A 14,629-nucleotide genomic window follows, 5' to 3' on the forward strand; every position below is an offset into this window, starting at 1 on the left:
GGGCAGAATCTTACTTGATGCGCTGACCCGGCTTGGCGCCGCTGTCCGGGCTCAGCAGGTAGATTTCTTCACCACCAGGGCCGGCTGCCATCACCATGCCTTCGGAGATGCCGAACTTCATTTTCCGTGGCTTGAGGTTGGCGATCATCATGGTCAGGCGGCCGTCGAGCTTCGACGGATCCGGGTAAGCGCTCTTGATCCCGGAGAACACGTTGCGTTGCTCGTCACCGATGTCGAGGGTCAGACGCAGCAGCTTGTCCGCACCTTCAACGTGTTCAGCCTTGACGATCAGCGCGACGCGCAGGTCGACGGCGGCGAAGGTGTCGAAGTCGATTTCCGGCGACAGCGGATCCTTGGCCAGTTCGCCATTGCCGGCAGGTGCGGCGGCGCCGGTGTCGGTCTGGCTGGCGGTCAGGTCTTCTTTCGAGGCGTCGGTCATGGCTTGCACTTTTACCGGGTCGATGCGGGTCATCAACGGTTTGAATTCGTTCAACTGGTGGTTGGCCAGCAGGGTGGTGTGGTCGTTCCAGGTCAGCGGCGCGACGTTGAGGAACGCCTCGGCATCGGCGGCCAGCACTGGCAGCACCGGTTTGAGGAAGATCACCAGCTGACGGAACAGGTTGATCGCCGTGGCGCAGACTGCCTGGACTTCATCCTGCTTGCCTTCCTGCTTGTTCAGCGACCACGGGGCCTTGTCGGCGATCCACGCGTTGGCGCGGTCGGCCAGGGCCATGATTTCGCGCATGGCACGGGCGAAGTCGCGGGCTTCATAGGCGTCGGCGATGCTCGGCGCAGCGGCCAGGAAGGCTTCGGTCAGTTCCGGTGCGGCGTTGGTGTCCACCAGCAGACCGGCGTTACCCTTCTGGATGAAACCGGCGCAACGGCTGGCGATGTTGACCACTTTGCCAACCAGGTCGGAGTTGACCTTCTGCACGAAGTCTTCGAGGTTCAGGTCGAGGTCATCCACGCCACGGCCGAGTTTGGCCGCGTAGTAATAGCGCAGGTATTCCGGCGACAGGTGATCCAGGTAGGTACGGGCCTTGATGAAGGTGCCGCGGGACTTGGACATCTTCTGGCCGTTGACGGTCAGGTAGCCGTGTACGTTGATCCCGGTCGGTTTGCGCAAACCCGCACCTTCGAGCATCGCCGGCCAGAACAGGGCGTGGAAGTTGACGATGTCCTTGCCGATGAAGTGGTACAGCTCGGCGGTGGAGTCCTTGCCCCAGAACGCGTCGAAGTCCAGCTCCGGCGTGCGGTTGCAGAGGTTCTTGAAGCTGGCCATGTAGCCGATCGGCGCGTCCAGCCACACGTAGAAATACTTGCCCGGCTCGCCCGGGATCTCGAAGCCGAAGTACGGCGCATCGCGGGAGATGTCCCACTGTTGCAGGCCGGCGTCCAGCCATTCGGCGATCTTGTTGGCCACGGCGTCCTGCAGGGTGCCGCTGCGGGTCCAGGCCTGGAGCATTTCCTGGAAGTCCGGCAGCTTGAAGAAGAAGTGCTGGGAATCCTTGAGCACCGGAGTGGCGCCGGAGATGGCCGACTTCGGATCCTTCAGGTCGGTCGGCGCGTAGGTCGCGCCGCACTTTTCGCAGTTGTCGCCGTACTGGTCCTCAGTGCCGCACTTCGGGCAGGTGCCCTTGATGAAGCGGTCGGCCAGGAACATTTTCTTTTCCGGGTCGAAATACTGGGTGATCGAACGTTGGGCGATGTGCCCGGCGTCACGCAGCTTCAGATAAATTTGGCTCGACAGCTCACGGTTCTCTTCGGCGTGAGTGGAGTGGAAGTTGTCGAAGTCCACCAGGAACTCGGCAAAGTCGGCGCTGTGTTCAGCCTGGACATTGGCGATCAGTTGTTCCGGGGTGATGCCTTCCTTTTCCGCGCGCAGCATGATCGCCGAACCGTGGGCGTCGTCGGCGCAGACATAAATGCACTGATTGCCGCGATGCTTCTGGAAGCGCACCCACATATCGGTCTGGATGTATTCCAGCATATGGCCAAGGTGGATCGAACCGTTGGCGTAGGGCAGGGCGCTGGTGACGAGAATCTTGCGTGGTTCGGACATGTGGGGCTTCGCTACTTGATGAAACGGAGGTCGGCCACTATAAAGCGCCGGGAAAGATATTTCACCTCTGCAAATCGTTGCCGGACATGCCGTCCGGAGGACAGAAGGGGTAGGATACCCGCCATCTTTTCCCAGTCTTGTTATCGGAGTTGCCCATGAGTGCCGTCACTCGCGCAGCGGTGGAAGCCGTCCTCAGCCAATACACCGACCCTTACCTGAACCAGGATCCGGTCAGCGCCGGTTGCGTGCGCAACATCGAAATCACCGGCGATCGCGTCAGCGTGCAGCTGGAAATCGGCTATGCCGCCGGTCTGTTCAAGAGCGGCTGGGCGCAATTGCTGCAACTGGCCATCGAAAACCTCGACGGCGTGGTGACTGCGAAGGTCGAGGTCAACAGCGTGATCGCCGCGCACAAGGCCCAGGCGCAGATTCCCGGGCTGGCCAATGTCAAGAACGTGGTCGCCGTTGCGTCGGGCAAGGGCGGGGTGGGCAAATCCACCACCGCCGCCAACCTGGCACTGGCGCTGGCCCGTGAGGGCGCGAAGGTCGGGATTCTCGACGCCGATATCTACGGCCCGAGCCAGGGCATCATGTTCGGCATTCCCGAGGGCACCCGCCCGCAGGTCAAGGATCAGAAATGGTTCGTGCCGCTGCAGGCCCATGGCGTGGAAGTGATGTCGATGGCGTTCCTGACCGACGACAACACGCCGATGGTCTGGCGCGGGCCGATGGTGTCCGGCGCGCTGCTGCAACTGGTCACGCAAACCGCCTGGGGCGACCTGGATTATCTGGTGATCGACATGCCGCCAGGCACCGGCGACATCCAGCTGACTCTGGCGCAGAAAGTGCCGGTGGCCGGCGCCGTGATCGTCACCACGCCGCAGGATCTGGCGCTGCTTGATGCGCGTAAAGGCGTGGAGATGTTCCGCAAGGTCAACATTCCGGTGCTGGGCGTGGTGGAAAACATGGCCGTGCACATCTGCTCGAACTGCGGGCATGCCGAGCATCTGTTCGGTGAGGGTGGTGGCGAGAAGCTGGCGACCCAGTTCGGCGTCGAGCTGCTGGCCTCGTTGCCGCTGTCGATGCTGATCCGCGAACAGGCCGATGGCGGCAAGCCGACGGTGATTGCCGAGCCGGACAGCCAGATCGCCATGGTCTATCAGGAGCTGGCCCGCCACGTCGGCGCGCGGATCGTGCTGCAGGAAGCGGCGTCGCCGGCAATGCCGAACATCACCATCAGCGACGATTGATGGCTGTGGTTTAAACAAAAACGCCCCGGTGCCTGTGCACCGGGGCGTTTTTCATTGCGCGACAGAGGTCAGATGCGCAACCCGCCGTCCATCTCCAGAATCCGGCCGGTGTAGTAGTCGTTCTCGAAGATGTACGCCGCCGAATGGGCGATCTCTTCCGGTTTGCCCATGCGCTTGAGCGGAATGCCCGAGGTCATTTTCTCCAGCGCTTCGGGTTTCATGCCCAGGGTCATCTCGGTTTCGATGAAGCCCGGGGCAATGCCCGCTACACGAATGCCGTAGCGCGCCAGTTCCTTCGCCCAGGTCACGGTCGCTGCCGCCACGCCGGCCTTGGCGGCGGAGTAGTTGGTCTGGCCGACGTTGCCCGCGCGGGAGATCGACGAGATGTTGATGATCGCGCCGCTGTTCTTCAGCTCGACCATTTTCGCCGCCACTTCACGGGTGCAGAGGAACACGCCGGTCAGGTTGACGTCGATCACCGCCTGCCACTGGGCCAGGCTCATCTTGGTCATCTCGCCGTCCTTGACCTTGAGCAGCAGACCGTCGCGCAGGATCCCGGCGTTGTTGATCAGGCCGTGGATCGCGCCGAAGTCTTCGGCGACCTGGGCAACCATGTGCGTCACCTGCTCTTCGTTGGCGACGTTGCACAGATAGCTGCGGGCCTCGACACCCTTGGCCTTGCAGGCCGCGACGGCGTCGTCGAGTTTTTCCTGGTTCAGGTCGACCAGCGCCAGCTTCGCGCCCTTGCCCGCGAAATACTCGGCCATCGAGCGGCCCAAGCCTTGGCAACCGCCAGTGATAATGATTACTTTGTCGTTGAGTTGCATTCGCATGCCCCCGAGAGCAGGTCAGAGTGGTCCTTACAGGTAGCCTCTCGATCTGCACCGGCCAGCAGCCTGTTGCACATGAGAACTGCCCGATGGCGAGTGGGACAAAACCCATGCGCCTGTCCGTTTTTTCGACGGATTCTATTTAAGGAGTCATAAATTGAGCGTTGAAGTGGCCAAGAATGCCCGAGAATTGCTTCTCAAGGAATACCGTGGCGTGCTGTCGACCCACTCCAGATCGATGCCCGGTTTTCCGTTCGGCTCCGTGGTTCCCTACTGCCTGGACGACCAGGGCCGGCCGCTGATCCTGATCAGCCGCATCGCCCAGCACACTCACAACCTGCAGAAAGATCCGAAATGTTCGCTGCTGGTGGGTGAGCGCGAGGCCGACGATGTGCAAGCCGTTGGTCGCCTGACCTATCTGGCCGAGGCGGAAAAACTCGAAGACGCTGCCGCCATCGAAGCCGCCGCCGAGCGTTACTACCGCTACTTTCCCGACTCGCAGAATTACCACAAGGCCCACGATTTCGACTTCTGGGTGCTCAAGCCGGTACGCCACCGCTATATAGGCGGCTTCGGCGCGATCCATTGGGTCGACCAACTGACACTGGCCAACCCGTTCGCCGGCAAGGCCGAGATCAGCATGGTCGAGCACATGAACAGCGACCACGCCAAGGCCATCGCGCATTACGTGGACCTCGCCGGTCTGCCGAAAACCGTACCGGCGCAACTGGCCGGGATCGACACTGAAGGCATGCACCTGCGCATCGGACAGGCGTTGTACTGGCTGCCGTTTCAAACCCCCTGTCATACGCCGATACAAGTGCGCGAGGCCTTGGTTTCTCTGGCTCACGCCGAGGTCTGGCCAAAAAATGCGCTGGCCGACGCTTGAATTCACGAAAGGGCGACGTCATCTAAGGCTTACTGCAAGGCATTTCTTGCGTTGAGGAAACTTTGATGCGCCCTTTTTTGTTGCTCTTTCTGCTGTTCCCGGTGTTGGAGCTGTTCGTATTCGTCAAAGTGGCAGGGGCTATCGGGTTTTTCCCGGCCCTGCTGCTGATCATTCTCGGCTCGATGTTCGGCGTGTTCGTGCTGCGCATCGCCGGGTTGGCCACTGCACTGCGTGCCCGTGAAAGCCTGAACCGCGGCGAACTGCCTGCGCAGACCATGCTCGAAGGCCTGATGCTGGCCCTGGCCGGTGGTCTGTTGATCCTGCCGGGCTTCATCAGCGACGTGGTCGGTCTGGTGCTGCTGTTGCCGTTCAGCCGTCGGCTGGTCGCCAACAAGATGCGCCAGCGCGCCGAAGAACAGGCCATGCGCCAGCGAGCGTTCGCCGATGACCTGCAACCTCGCGGCGGTCCCGCGCCGCGCCAGCCTCTTGGCCGTGAAGGCGACGTGATCGAAGGCGAGTTCGAACACCGCGACAGCAAGTAAGTTCTGCATCGACACGGCACCTTCGGGTGCCGTGTTCGTTTATGGCACGAATTCATGCAGCCGCATGAAAATTTTTTGTCTCCAGCCCTTGTAATAAGCTTATGCGCCCTTATGTATCGGTCACCGCAAGGTTCCGGCATATGAGTCGGACAGACTTTCGCGGCTCGCTCGACGAGCCGCAACCGGCGCAGGCCGGATTCGTTAAACCCGCCGGGACTACACCGGCCGATGAAAACCACAATTAGGAGAGATCGACAATGAAGCTTCGTCCTCTGCATGACCGCGTCGTCATCCGTCGCAGCGAAGAAGAAAAGAAAACCGCTGGCGGTATCGTCCTGCCAGGTTCGGCTGCTGAAAAGGCCAACCACGGTGTGATCGTCGCTGCAGGTCCAGGCAAGACTCTGGAAAACGGTGAAGTGCGTGCGCTGGCCGTTAAAGTCGGCGACAAGGTTGTGTTCGGTCCTTACTCCGGCAGCAACACTGTGAAAGTCGACGGCGAAGACCTGCTGGTAATGGCTGAGAACGAGATTCTCGCTGTACTGGAAGGCTGATTCCCCGCTCATTTTCCCGCTACTACAAAGTATTTAAGGAATATCGATCATGGCTGCTAAAGAAGTTAAGTTCGGCGATGCCGCTCGCTCCAAGATGCTCAAAGGCGTCAACGTTCTGGCTGACGCGGTAAAAGCGACCCTGGGCCCGAAAGGCCGTAACGTGATCCTCGAGAAGAGCTTCGGCGCTCCGACCATCACCAAGGACGGCGTTTCCGTCGCCAAGGAAATCGAACTCGAAGATCGCTTCGAAAACATGGGCGCGCAGCTGGTCAAAGACGTTGCCTCCCGTGCCAACGATGACGCCGGTGACGGTACTACTACCGCTACCGTTCTGGCTCAGTCGATCGTTAACGAAGGCCTGAAAGCCGTCGCTGCCGGCATGAACCCGATGGACCTGAAGCGCGGTATCGACAAAGCGACCATCGCGATCGTCAAAGAACTGAAAGCCCTGTCCAAGCCATGCGCTGACACCAAGGCCATCGCTCAGGTCGGCACCATCTCCGCCAACTCCGACAACTCCATCGGCGACATCATTGCCGAAGCCATGGAAAAAGTCGGTAAAGAAGGCGTGATCACCGTTGAGGAAGGCTCGGGCCTGGAAAACGAACTGTCGGTTGTAGAAGGCATGCAGTTCGACCGTGGCTACCTGTCCCCGTACTTCGTCAACAAGCCGGACACCATGGTCGCCGAGCTCGACGGCCCGCTGATCCTGCTGGTCGACAAGAAGATCTCGAACATCCGCGAAATGCTGCCAGTGCTGGAAGCCGTTGCCAAAGCCGGCCGTCCACTGCTGATCGTGGCCGAAGACGTTGAAGGCGAAGCCTTGGCGACTCTGGTTGTGAACAACATGCGTGGCATCGTTAAAGTCGCAGCCGTCAAGGCTCCAGGCTTTGGCGACCGTCGCAAGGCCATGCTGCAGGACATCGCCGTTCTGACCGGCGGTACCGTGATCTCCGAAGAGATCGGCCTGAGCCTGGAAAGCACCACCCTGGAACACCTGGGCAACGCCAAGCGCGTCACCCTGTCCAAGGAAAACACCATCATCGTCGACGGTGCTGGCGTTCAAGGCGACATCGAAGCCCGCATCGCTCAGATCCGTGCCCAGGTTGCCGAGACCTCCTCGGACTACGACCGTGAAAAACTGCAAGAGCGTCTGGCCAAGCTGTCCGGCGGCGTTGCAGTGATCAAGGTTGGCGCTGGTTCCGAAGTTGAAATGAAAGAGAAGAAAGCCCGCGTTGAAGACGCCCTGCACGCAACCCGTGCAGCCGTTGAAGAAGGCGTGGTACCTGGCGGTGGCGTTGCGCTGATCCGCGCTCTGGAAGCCCTGACCGAACTGACCGGCGACAACGCTGACCAGAACGTCGGTATCGCTGTGCTGCGTCGCGCTGTTGAAGCGCCGCTGCGTCAGATCGCTGCCAACTCCGGTGACGAGCCAAGCGTAGTCGTCAACGAAGTGAAGAACGGCAAAGGTAACTTCGGTTACAACGCTGCTTCCGGCGAGTACGGCGACATGATCGAAATGGGCATCCTGGACCCAACCAAGGTGACCCGTTCGGCTCTGCAAGCTGCAGCCTCCATCGGCGGTCTGATCCTGACCACCGAAGCTGCCGTTGCTGACGCACCGAAGAAAGAAGGTGCAGCTGGCGGCGGTATGCCAGACATGGGCGGCATGGGTGGCATGGGCGGCATGATGTAAGCCAGCCTTACCCCGGTAACGAAAAACCCCGTCTGCGAGAGCAGACGGGGTTTTTTATTGCCCGCGTTTCAGGGGTCAGGCGTTGGCCGGTTGTACCCGAGTCATGGCCGGGGTCTTGGCTGCCGGGCGATACAGAATCCAGTAATACGAGCCCAGACAGATCAGCCAGCAGAAGATCGCCGTCCAAACGTTATGAGAAAAGAAGTGCGCGCCCTGCATCATCCGGCTGATCGAGAACACCGACCCCAGCGCAAAGGCAAAGATGAACGCCTGACGGGCCAGCCGCGGGCGACGATCACGCAGCACGAAGAACAGCGCAAACAAGGTAAAACCTGTAGCCGCATGACCACCCGGCCAGCAACGACCGGGCTTGTCGGTAGGCGGGCGATGCTCCAGCAGTTTGCTGTAGGTTTCGTGGCCGCCGAACTGTTCGAGGCTCCAGGGGCATTGCACTGCCGTCACCGCTTTCACCGGCGTGACAAACGAGGTGGCCAAACCCAGCGACAGCACCAGGCAGCCCAGCTCACGCTTGAACGGTTTGAGCCGCTCGATGAAAAACGCACCGATGAACCCGAGGATGGCAAACACCGAAAAGGCGATCACCACTTGTTTGGCGCGGTCGTGGAGGATGTTTTCCAGGAAGTAACTGTGGCGGCCGATGAAGTCGCCGGCAGCCGGGTCATAGAAAAGCCGGGCCAGATCCATGTCCAGATCGGTCAGCTCCAGCAACACCAGAATGACGGCCGCCACGGCGGGAATCCCCAGGCACAACCAGAAATTCAGTGGGCGAGGGGCAGGGCGTACAACGCTTGATGACATGACATATCCAGAGCGGGAAACGCCCCGGGGCATCAGCCCGGGGCGCTTCGATTAACGTTCGCTGACTTGCTCGGCGCCCTCCCTGGGCGCTTTCCAGCCAAGCAGCTGTTGCTTGAAGCCATAACTGGCCGTTTGGTAATAGGTGATGGCGCGGCTGATCAGCGGGTCGTCGCTGCCGGCCCTGGACTCGCGACTTTCGGTCAGCGCATCGTCATGCCGGCGCAGGCCCTGGCGCGGGCTGAGAATCGCCAGATCCTTCCCATCGAACAGTCCCAGATGTTGATAGTTGCCGACCACGACTCGCGGTGGCAGCGGGTTGTCCTGCAGCAGGTTGCGACCGAAGAACGTCGATTGGTAATCCAGGTTCAGCAACCCCAGCAGGGTTGGCGCTAGATCGATCTGGCTGGCCAGTTGCGCGTTTTCCCGTGGTTCGATCAGCTTCGGTGCATAGATGAACAGCGGGATCTGGTAGTTGCTGATCGGCAAGTCTTCCTTGCCCGCGCTGCCGGCGGTGTGATCGGCTACAAAGATGAAGATCGTATTGTCGAACCACGGTTTCTGTCGCGCCTGCTCCAGGAACTGGCCGATGGCGTAGTCGGTGTATTTCACCGCGCCATCGCGACCGTTGCCGGACTTGATGTCGATCCGATTGTCCGGATAGGTGTAAGGGCGGTGGTTGGAGGTGGTCATCAGTTGCAACAGGAAAGGCTGCTGCCTGGCGTAATCGGCATCGGCCAGCTTCAGGGTCTGCTTGTACAGATCCTCGTCGGCCATGCCCCAGGCATTCTTGAAGTGAATTTCCGATTCATCGACGCTGCTCTGATCGACGACGCGGTAGCCGTTGCCGCTGAAGAACGCGTTCATGTTGTCGAAATAACCGCGTCCGCCGTAGACGAACACGCTGTCGTAGCCGACGGCGCTGAGCTGCTGGCCGAGGCTGGCGAAGCCGCTTTCGCGGCCGATGCGCTTGACGATCGAACGGCCGGGCGTCGGCGGAATGGCCAGCGTGATGGCTTCCAGGCCCCGATCAGTGCGGGTGCCGGTGGCGTAGAAATTGTTGAAGTACAGGCTCTGCTTGCGCAAGGCATCCAGATTCGGTGTCAGGTTGCGCTCATCGCCGTTGCTGCCCAGGTACTTGGCACTCAGGCTTTCGATGGTGACCAGCACGATGTTCGGTTTTCGCACAGTGCCCGGGTTGTCGATCACCCGGCGGATGTCCTGTGGATCCTGGCCGATGAAGCGCGCGTTGGGTTCGCTCAATTCAGCGCGAATCTGGCCGGCGACTTTTTCCGGCGACAGACTGCTGTAGAACTGGCCATAGTCCAGTTCATTGTTACGGAACGCGGCGAAGAACTGATACGGGCCATTGCTCGCCAGTTCATTCTGATAGGCGTTGCCGCCCTGAGCGCGCGGCGCGTCCTGACTGAGCAGTTGCAGGCTCAGTCCCGCCACCACCAACAGACTGAGGGCATTGAGCAGGCGACCGCGCAGTGGCGGCAACGGGGCGTCCAGCGCCGCGTTGAAAGGTTTGCGCAACGCGAAACTCAATGCGACGGCGAGCAGCGCAAGAATGCTCAGCAACGTGCCGATCGGGTAGGACTCCAGCACGTTATTCAAGACTTCATCGGAGTACACCAGATAGTCGACGGCGATGAAGTTGAAGCGCACACCGAACTCGTCCCAGAACAGCCATTCGGCCACGGAGGTGAACAGCATGGCGAACAGACTGACGGTCAACAGTCCCTGAAGGAACCAGCGATGACCGCGCCGGCGCCACAAGGCCGGCGGACACAGCAGTAAATACAGGCCCATCGGCAGCGCGGCATAGGTGAGAAAGCCCAGGTCATACAGCAAGCCGATGCCGAACATGGAAAGCGCGACGCCGCCGGCCTCATCCAGATGAGTCAGCAACAGCACGGTTCGGGTCAGGAGAAACACCACCAGCCAGGCGCCGGTGACCAGCAGCAGAAAGCGCACAGGCGCTGTCTTGAAGAAGTCCATTGTCTACATTCCTTATATCTAATGGCGCGAGAGTCTCGCGTTGTCACTGTAGTCAGGTTGTGAACCGATAGTGAAAAACTTGTTAACGAATGAATTTGGTTGAAAGACTGGATTTGTGCTGCTTGCCGCCCTAGCCGTGAGTCGGCGATGGCCGTAAGCTGCGCGGGCCAAGACGGCCGCTACCGTGTACGGAGGAGGTGCCCATGCGAATTCTATTGGTCGAAGACAACCGCGATATCCTGGCCAATCTGGCCGATTACCTGGGGCTCAAAGGCTACACCGTCGATTGCGCCCAGGACGGTCTGTCGGGGCTGCATCTGGCCGCCACCGAGCATTACGACCTGATCGTGCTCGACATCATGCTGCCGGGGATCGACGGCTACACCCTGTGCAAGCGCCTGCGCGAAGACGCCCGTCGTGATACGCCGGTGATCATGCTCACCGCCCGGGATCAACTCGATGACCGTTTGCAGGGCTTCAAGTCCGGAGCCGACGATTATCTGGTCAAGCCGTTTGCGCTGTCGGAACTGGCGGCCCGGGTCGAAGCCGTGATGCGCCGCACCCAGGGCGGCGGCCGTCGTGCCCTGCAGGTCGGTGATCTGAGCTATGACCTCGATACCCTCGAAGTGACCCGCGAAGGCAAATTGCTCAAGCTCAACCCGGTCGGCCTCAAACTGCTGGCGGTGCTGATGCAAAAGAGCCCGCATGTCCTGCGTCGGGAAATTCTCGAAGAAGCGCTGTGGGGCGATGACTGCCCGGACAGCGACAGCCTGCGCAGCCATGTTCACCAATTGCGCCAGGTGATCGACAAACCATTCTCCAAGCCATTGCTGCACACCGTGCATGGCGTGGGTTACCGCTTGGCCGAGGGCCGCGATGGAGTTTAAGCAAAGCCTTGCCCAGCGGATCATCATCGCCTTTGCGCTGATGAGCGCGCTGGTAGCCGGGGCGTTTGCCATGGGCATCGTCGCGACCGTGCACCTGGTCGAGGAAAAACTGATTTCCGCCGGGCTGGGCGGCGACCTGCAACGCCTGCTGTTGATGGACAACGTCTCGGACTGGAGCCATCGACCAGAACCGGATCAGTTGTTTTATTTCAGTGGCGGGCCGGGGGATTTCGAGCTGCCCAAGGACCTGCGACACCTGGATTCAGGTTTCCATGAAGTCTTTCGCGAGCAGCTGTCGTATCACGCAATGGTCGAGATCGTTGATGGTCGGCGTTATGTGCTGCTGCAGGATCAAAGCGATTTTGAAGAGCGCGAGCGCGTATTGTTCGCCGTAGTGCTGGTGGGCTTCGTACTCAGTCTGGCACTGGCGGTGTTCCTCGGCTGGGTGCTGGCCCGCAAGGTGATGGCCCCGGTGGTGCGGCTGGCCCGCCAGGTACGTCATCGCGATCAGTTGCTCGGACTGGCGCCTCCGCTGGCGCCCGACTACGCGGCGGACGAGGTGGGCGAGCTTGCGGTGGCGTTCGACGCGACACTTGGGCGATTGCGTCAGGCACTGACGCGGGAACGCTTGTTTACCAGCGACGTCAGCCATGAGTTGCGTACACCTCTGATGGTGTTGGCCAGCTCCTGTGAACTGCTGCTGGAAAACCCGGGTATCGATCAGCGCGGCAAGGCTCAGGTTCAGCGCATCGCGCGGGCCAGTGAGGAAATGCGCGAACTGGTGCAGACCTTCCTGATGCTGGCACGGGCCCAACGTGAAGACGCCGGCGCAGCGCCCCAGCAAAGCCTCTCGCAAGTGGCTGACAGTTTGCTGTGCCTGTGGCGAGAGCCCATCGAATCCAAGGGCTTGCAGCTGATTTTCGAACCGGGCAATCCGCCCGACACCCGTTACAACGCGACACTGCTCAATGCCGTGATGGGCAACTTGCTGCGCAACGCCTTGCACTACACCGAGCAGGGGTTCATTCGCTTGACCCTCAATGCCAACGGTTTTGTGGTCGAGGATTCGGGCGTCGGCATTCCCGAGGAAAAGCGCGAGGCGATGTTCCAGCCTTTTGTGCGCGGCAACGAAAAACGCGGAGAAGGGCTGGGATTGGGTCTGTCACTGGTTCAACGCATCTGCGAGAACCAGGGCTGGAGTGTCACTTTGAGCACGATGGAGCCTAATGGCTGCCGTTTCGAGGTGGATCTGGGCAAGCGCTGAAAGCTGTGCATCTGACACGAGAGTGCCTCCAACCTGTCTAAATCCTGTATAACCTTGAAATAGTTTGCCGGTTTACATGACGTTTTTTTCACAAAGGGATGACCTGACGCTGACACGCCGCTGCTTAAGGTGACGTCATCAGTAATTTCAGGAGTCCTGGTGATGGCCGGCCCGATCAAGCTCGATTTTTCCGAAAAATACGACGACAACCATGCGCAGAAGTACCTGCGTAAACATCAGGACGGTCTGGGGCGTCGTTTGTCCAATTGGCGAGATCAGCAGTTGGCCCGCAAGGCGTTGACCCTTGTTGGCGAGCCGGGCCTGGTGCTGGACCTGCCATGCGGTGCTGGACGTTTCTGGCCACTGCTGGCGGAAAAACCCAATCGGGTGATCATCGGAGCGGACAACTCCGAGTCGATGATCAAGACCGCCATGCAGGCACAACCGGCGGATGTGGTGAAACGGGTACAACCCTTGCACACATCTGCGTTCGACATTGCCTTGCCTGATAACGCCGTCGACAGCATTTTTTGCATGCGACTGCTGCATCACATCGGCGAAGCCGAGCACCGCCGGGCGATTCTACGCGAGTTCGAGCGTGTCACCCGGGACAGCGTAATCATTTCGCTGTGGGTGGACGGCAATTTCAAGTCCTGGAAACGCAAGCGCGCCGAGCGCAAGCGTGGGCAGGAAGGTTACCAGAATCGATTTGTGTTACCGGCCGCAACGGTTGAAAAGGAATTCGAAGAAGCAGGATTCCGGATCCAGGAACAACTGGACTTTATTCCGCTCTATGCCATGTGGCGAGTCTACGTATTACGCAAGAGGTAAGAGGATGGCAGTGCAATTTGCAGCAGAAGCGGAAGTCGCTCCCGAGGATCGCTTCGACTACTACTGGAACCAGCGCGGTGAGTGGGTGGAAGAACCCAATGTGCGTCGTGGTGGCGAAAGTGGTGTGCAGCGGGTGGTGGGGCGCGATGGTCAACTGCTGTATGCCAAGCGCCAGACCGGACATATCTATCGCAGCTGGCGGCACCCGTTCGGGCGGCCTACCGTGTTGCGTGAACTGGATGCGCTGACCGGGGTTTCCCGTCTCGGGGTTCGTGTTCCTGAAATCGTGTTCTGTGGTGCGCAGCCCGATCCGAAATTCAATTGGCGCGCGCTGTTGGTGACCAAATCCCTCGATGGCTTTCAGGAGTTTGAGCAATGGAAGGCCGCCGGCGGTCGTGAGCAATATGGCGAAGCCGTCTATGAACGCGTGCTCAAGGACCTCGCCGAAAACCTGGCGCGCATGCACAAGGGCCGTTGGCAGCACAGCTGCATCTACATCAAGCACGTGTTCGTGCGGGTGACGGGCGCAGGTGAATCGGCCAAGGTCGAAGTCGCTCTGATCGATCTGGAAAAATGCCGTCAGCGTCTGACCGCTCATCGCGCGGCCGCCCATGACATGAAGCAACTGCGCCGCCACTCGTCGTTCAGCGCTACGGACTGGAAAAAACTCGTCTACTTTTATGAGACGGCGTTTGGCAGCGCTATCAAAGGTTTATAGCGATGAAACTAGAAATTGCACGAGGTTTGTTTCTGGTAGGAGCCTTGGCAGTTGCATCATTGGCGGTGGCGGCCTGGGAACAGCCACGCATGCAGGTCATTGGCGCATCGGCCAGTGATCCGCATTGCCCGATGCCACGGGTGGCGAAAGCCGCCGTGGCCACACAACCGGATCATGATCTATTGCTGTTCATGTTCGGACTTTCTCAAGGGATGAGGCCGCAGAGTTGAATCGTTCGATTAGAGCCAAAGGCCTCGCCAATGCGAGGCCTTTTTTATTGCGTCATGGC

14 protein-coding genes are annotated in these 14,629 nt (G+C 60.0%); 10 read left to right on the forward strand and 4 right to left on the reverse strand.

Features of this window, described 5'->3' with window-relative positions; genetic code table 11:
- Window positions 1–10 precede the first annotated feature (10 nt).
- Entirely contained in the window at window positions 11–2,062 is a 2,052-nt protein-coding gene (metG, locus tag ACTJK9_RS10780) for a methionine--tRNA ligase (RefSeq protein ID WP_440813745.1), read from the reverse strand.
- 155 nt (window positions 2,063–2,217) lie between these two features.
- Between metG and apbC the strand changes: the two genes are divergently transcribed.
- Entirely contained in the window at window positions 2,218–3,312 is a 1,095-nt protein-coding gene (gene apbC, locus ACTJK9_RS10785; RefSeq protein ID WP_221398021.1) for an iron-sulfur cluster carrier protein ApbC, read from the forward strand.
- Between the two features lie 68 nt (window positions 3,313–3,380).
- Here the strand turns inward: apbC and ACTJK9_RS10790 are convergent, their stop codons facing one another.
- A complete protein-coding gene (locus ACTJK9_RS10790; RefSeq protein WP_011335726.1) occupies window positions 3,381–4,139 on the reverse strand; it encodes an SDR family oxidoreductase in 759 nt (252 codons plus the stop codon).
- Between the two features lie 160 nt (window positions 4,140–4,299).
- Between ACTJK9_RS10790 and ACTJK9_RS10795 the strand changes: the two genes are divergently transcribed.
- From ACTJK9_RS10795 to groL, 4 genes are all read left to right on the forward strand, one after another.
- On the forward strand, window positions 4,300–5,031 hold the full coding sequence (locus ACTJK9_RS10795) for a HugZ family protein (protein WP_440813749.1): 732 nt from the start codon (window positions 4,300–4,302) through the stop codon (window positions 5,029–5,031).
- A gap of 65 nt (window positions 5,032–5,096) precedes the next feature.
- Complete coding sequence (locus ACTJK9_RS10800; protein ID WP_085610860.1) at window positions 5,097–5,573, forward strand: FxsA family protein; 477 nt, start codon at window positions 5,097–5,099, stop codon at window positions 5,571–5,573.
- A gap of 257 nt (window positions 5,574–5,830) precedes the next feature.
- A complete protein-coding gene (locus ACTJK9_RS10805) occupies window positions 5,831–6,124 on the forward strand; it encodes a co-chaperone GroES (protein WP_003227685.1) in 294 nt (97 codons plus the stop codon).
- 49 nt (window positions 6,125–6,173) lie between these two features.
- On the forward strand, window positions 6,174–7,820 hold the full coding sequence (gene groL / locus ACTJK9_RS10810) for a chaperonin GroEL (RefSeq protein ID WP_039765873.1): 1,647 nt from the start codon (window positions 6,174–6,176) through the stop codon (window positions 7,818–7,820).
- A 75-nt stretch (window positions 7,821–7,895) separates the two neighbouring features.
- Here the strand turns inward: groL and ACTJK9_RS10815 are convergent, their stop codons facing one another.
- Together ACTJK9_RS10815 and ACTJK9_RS10820 are read right to left on the reverse strand one after the other, a co-directional pair.
- Window positions 7,896–8,639 carry a phosphatase PAP2 family protein gene (locus ACTJK9_RS10815; RefSeq protein WP_440813754.1) on the reverse strand — a complete coding sequence of 248 codons (744 nt, stop codon included), beginning with the start codon at window positions 8,637–8,639 and terminating at the stop codon, window positions 7,896–7,898.
- A 51-nt stretch (window positions 8,640–8,690) separates the two neighbouring features.
- On the reverse strand, window positions 8,691–10,640 hold the full coding sequence (locus ACTJK9_RS10820; protein WP_440813757.1) for an LTA synthase family protein: 1,950 nt from the start codon (window positions 10,638–10,640) through the stop codon (window positions 8,691–8,693).
- A 203-nt stretch (window positions 10,641–10,843) separates the two neighbouring features.
- Here ACTJK9_RS10820 and colR point away from each other — a divergent pair, with 203 nt between their 5' ends.
- The 5 genes from colR to ACTJK9_RS10845 all read left to right on the forward strand — a co-directional run bounded on the left by colR (window position 10,844) and on the right by ACTJK9_RS10845 (window position 14,570).
- Entirely contained in the window at window positions 10,844–11,527 is a 684-nt protein-coding gene (colR, locus tag ACTJK9_RS10825) for a two-component system response regulator ColR (protein ID WP_085610857.1), read from the forward strand.
- A complete protein-coding gene (locus ACTJK9_RS10830; protein ID WP_064599121.1) occupies window positions 11,517–12,791 on the forward strand; it encodes a sensor histidine kinase in 1,275 nt (424 codons plus the stop codon). Before colR ends, ACTJK9_RS10830 begins: the two co-directional genes overlap by 11 nt.
- Before the next feature lie 162 nt (window positions 12,792–12,953).
- Window positions 12,954–13,622 carry a class I SAM-dependent methyltransferase gene (locus ACTJK9_RS10835; RefSeq protein ID WP_221398019.1) on the forward strand — a complete coding sequence of 223 codons (669 nt, stop codon included), beginning with the start codon at window positions 12,954–12,956 and terminating at the stop codon, window positions 13,620–13,622.
- Between the two features lie 4 nt (window positions 13,623–13,626).
- Window positions 13,627–14,340: a lipopolysaccharide kinase InaA family protein gene (locus ACTJK9_RS10840; RefSeq protein ID WP_064599119.1), complete on the forward strand. Its 714-nt coding sequence runs from the start codon at window positions 13,627–13,629 to the stop codon at window positions 14,338–14,340.
- Between the two features lie 2 nt (window positions 14,341–14,342).
- Window positions 14,343–14,570 carry a hypothetical protein gene (locus tag ACTJK9_RS10845; protein ID WP_011335717.1) on the forward strand — a complete coding sequence of 76 codons (228 nt, stop codon included), beginning with the start codon at window positions 14,343–14,345 and terminating at the stop codon, window positions 14,568–14,570.
- Window positions 14,571–14,629 lie beyond the last annotated feature (59 nt).

The organism is Pseudomonas sp. 22082 (genome assembly GCF_052046055.1).
In the GTDB taxonomy this organism is placed as follows: domain Bacteria; phylum Pseudomonadota; class Gammaproteobacteria; order Pseudomonadales; family Pseudomonadaceae; genus Aquipseudomonas; species Aquipseudomonas pharyngis.

What these genes read in the sequence shown, in the direction of transcription:
- metG (WP_440813745.1), bottom strand. Translation starts at nt 2,062, where the DNA reads ATGTCCGAACCACGCAAGATTCTCGTCACCAGCGCCCTGCCCTACGCC.
- apbC (WP_221398021.1), top strand. Translation starts at nt 2,218, where the DNA reads ATGAGTGCCGTCACTCGCGCAGCGGTGGAAGCCGTCCTCAGCCAATAC.
- ACTJK9_RS10790 (WP_011335726.1), bottom strand. Translation starts at nt 4,139, where the DNA reads ATGCAACTCAACGACAAAGTAATCATTATCACTGGCGGTTGCCAAGGC.
- ACTJK9_RS10800 (WP_085610860.1), top strand. Translation starts at nt 5,097, where the DNA reads ATGCGCCCTTTTTTGTTGCTCTTTCTGCTGTTCCCGGTGTTGGAGCTG.
- ACTJK9_RS10805 (WP_003227685.1), top strand. Translation starts at nt 5,831, where the DNA reads ATGAAGCTTCGTCCTCTGCATGACCGCGTCGTCATCCGTCGCAGCGAA.
- groL (WP_039765873.1), top strand. Translation starts at nt 6,174, where the DNA reads ATGGCTGCTAAAGAAGTTAAGTTCGGCGATGCCGCTCGCTCCAAGATG.
- ACTJK9_RS10815 (WP_440813754.1), bottom strand. Translation starts at nt 8,639, where the DNA reads ATGTCATCAAGCGTTGTACGCCCTGCCCCTCGCCCACTGAATTTCTGG.
- ACTJK9_RS10820 (WP_440813757.1), bottom strand. Translation starts at nt 10,640, where the DNA reads ATGGACTTCTTCAAGACAGCGCCTGTGCGCTTTCTGCTGCTGGTCACC.
- colR (WP_085610857.1), top strand. Translation starts at nt 10,844, where the DNA reads ATGCGAATTCTATTGGTCGAAGACAACCGCGATATCCTGGCCAATCTG.
- ACTJK9_RS10830 (WP_064599121.1), top strand. Translation starts at nt 11,517, where the DNA reads ATGGAGTTTAAGCAAAGCCTTGCCCAGCGGATCATCATCGCCTTTGCG.
- ACTJK9_RS10835 (WP_221398019.1), top strand. Translation starts at nt 12,954, where the DNA reads ATGGCCGGCCCGATCAAGCTCGATTTTTCCGAAAAATACGACGACAAC.
- ACTJK9_RS10840 (WP_064599119.1), top strand. Translation starts at nt 13,627, where the DNA reads ATGGCAGTGCAATTTGCAGCAGAAGCGGAAGTCGCTCCCGAGGATCGC.
- ACTJK9_RS10845 (WP_011335717.1), top strand. Translation starts at nt 14,343, where the DNA reads ATGAAACTAGAAATTGCACGAGGTTTGTTTCTGGTAGGAGCCTTGGCA.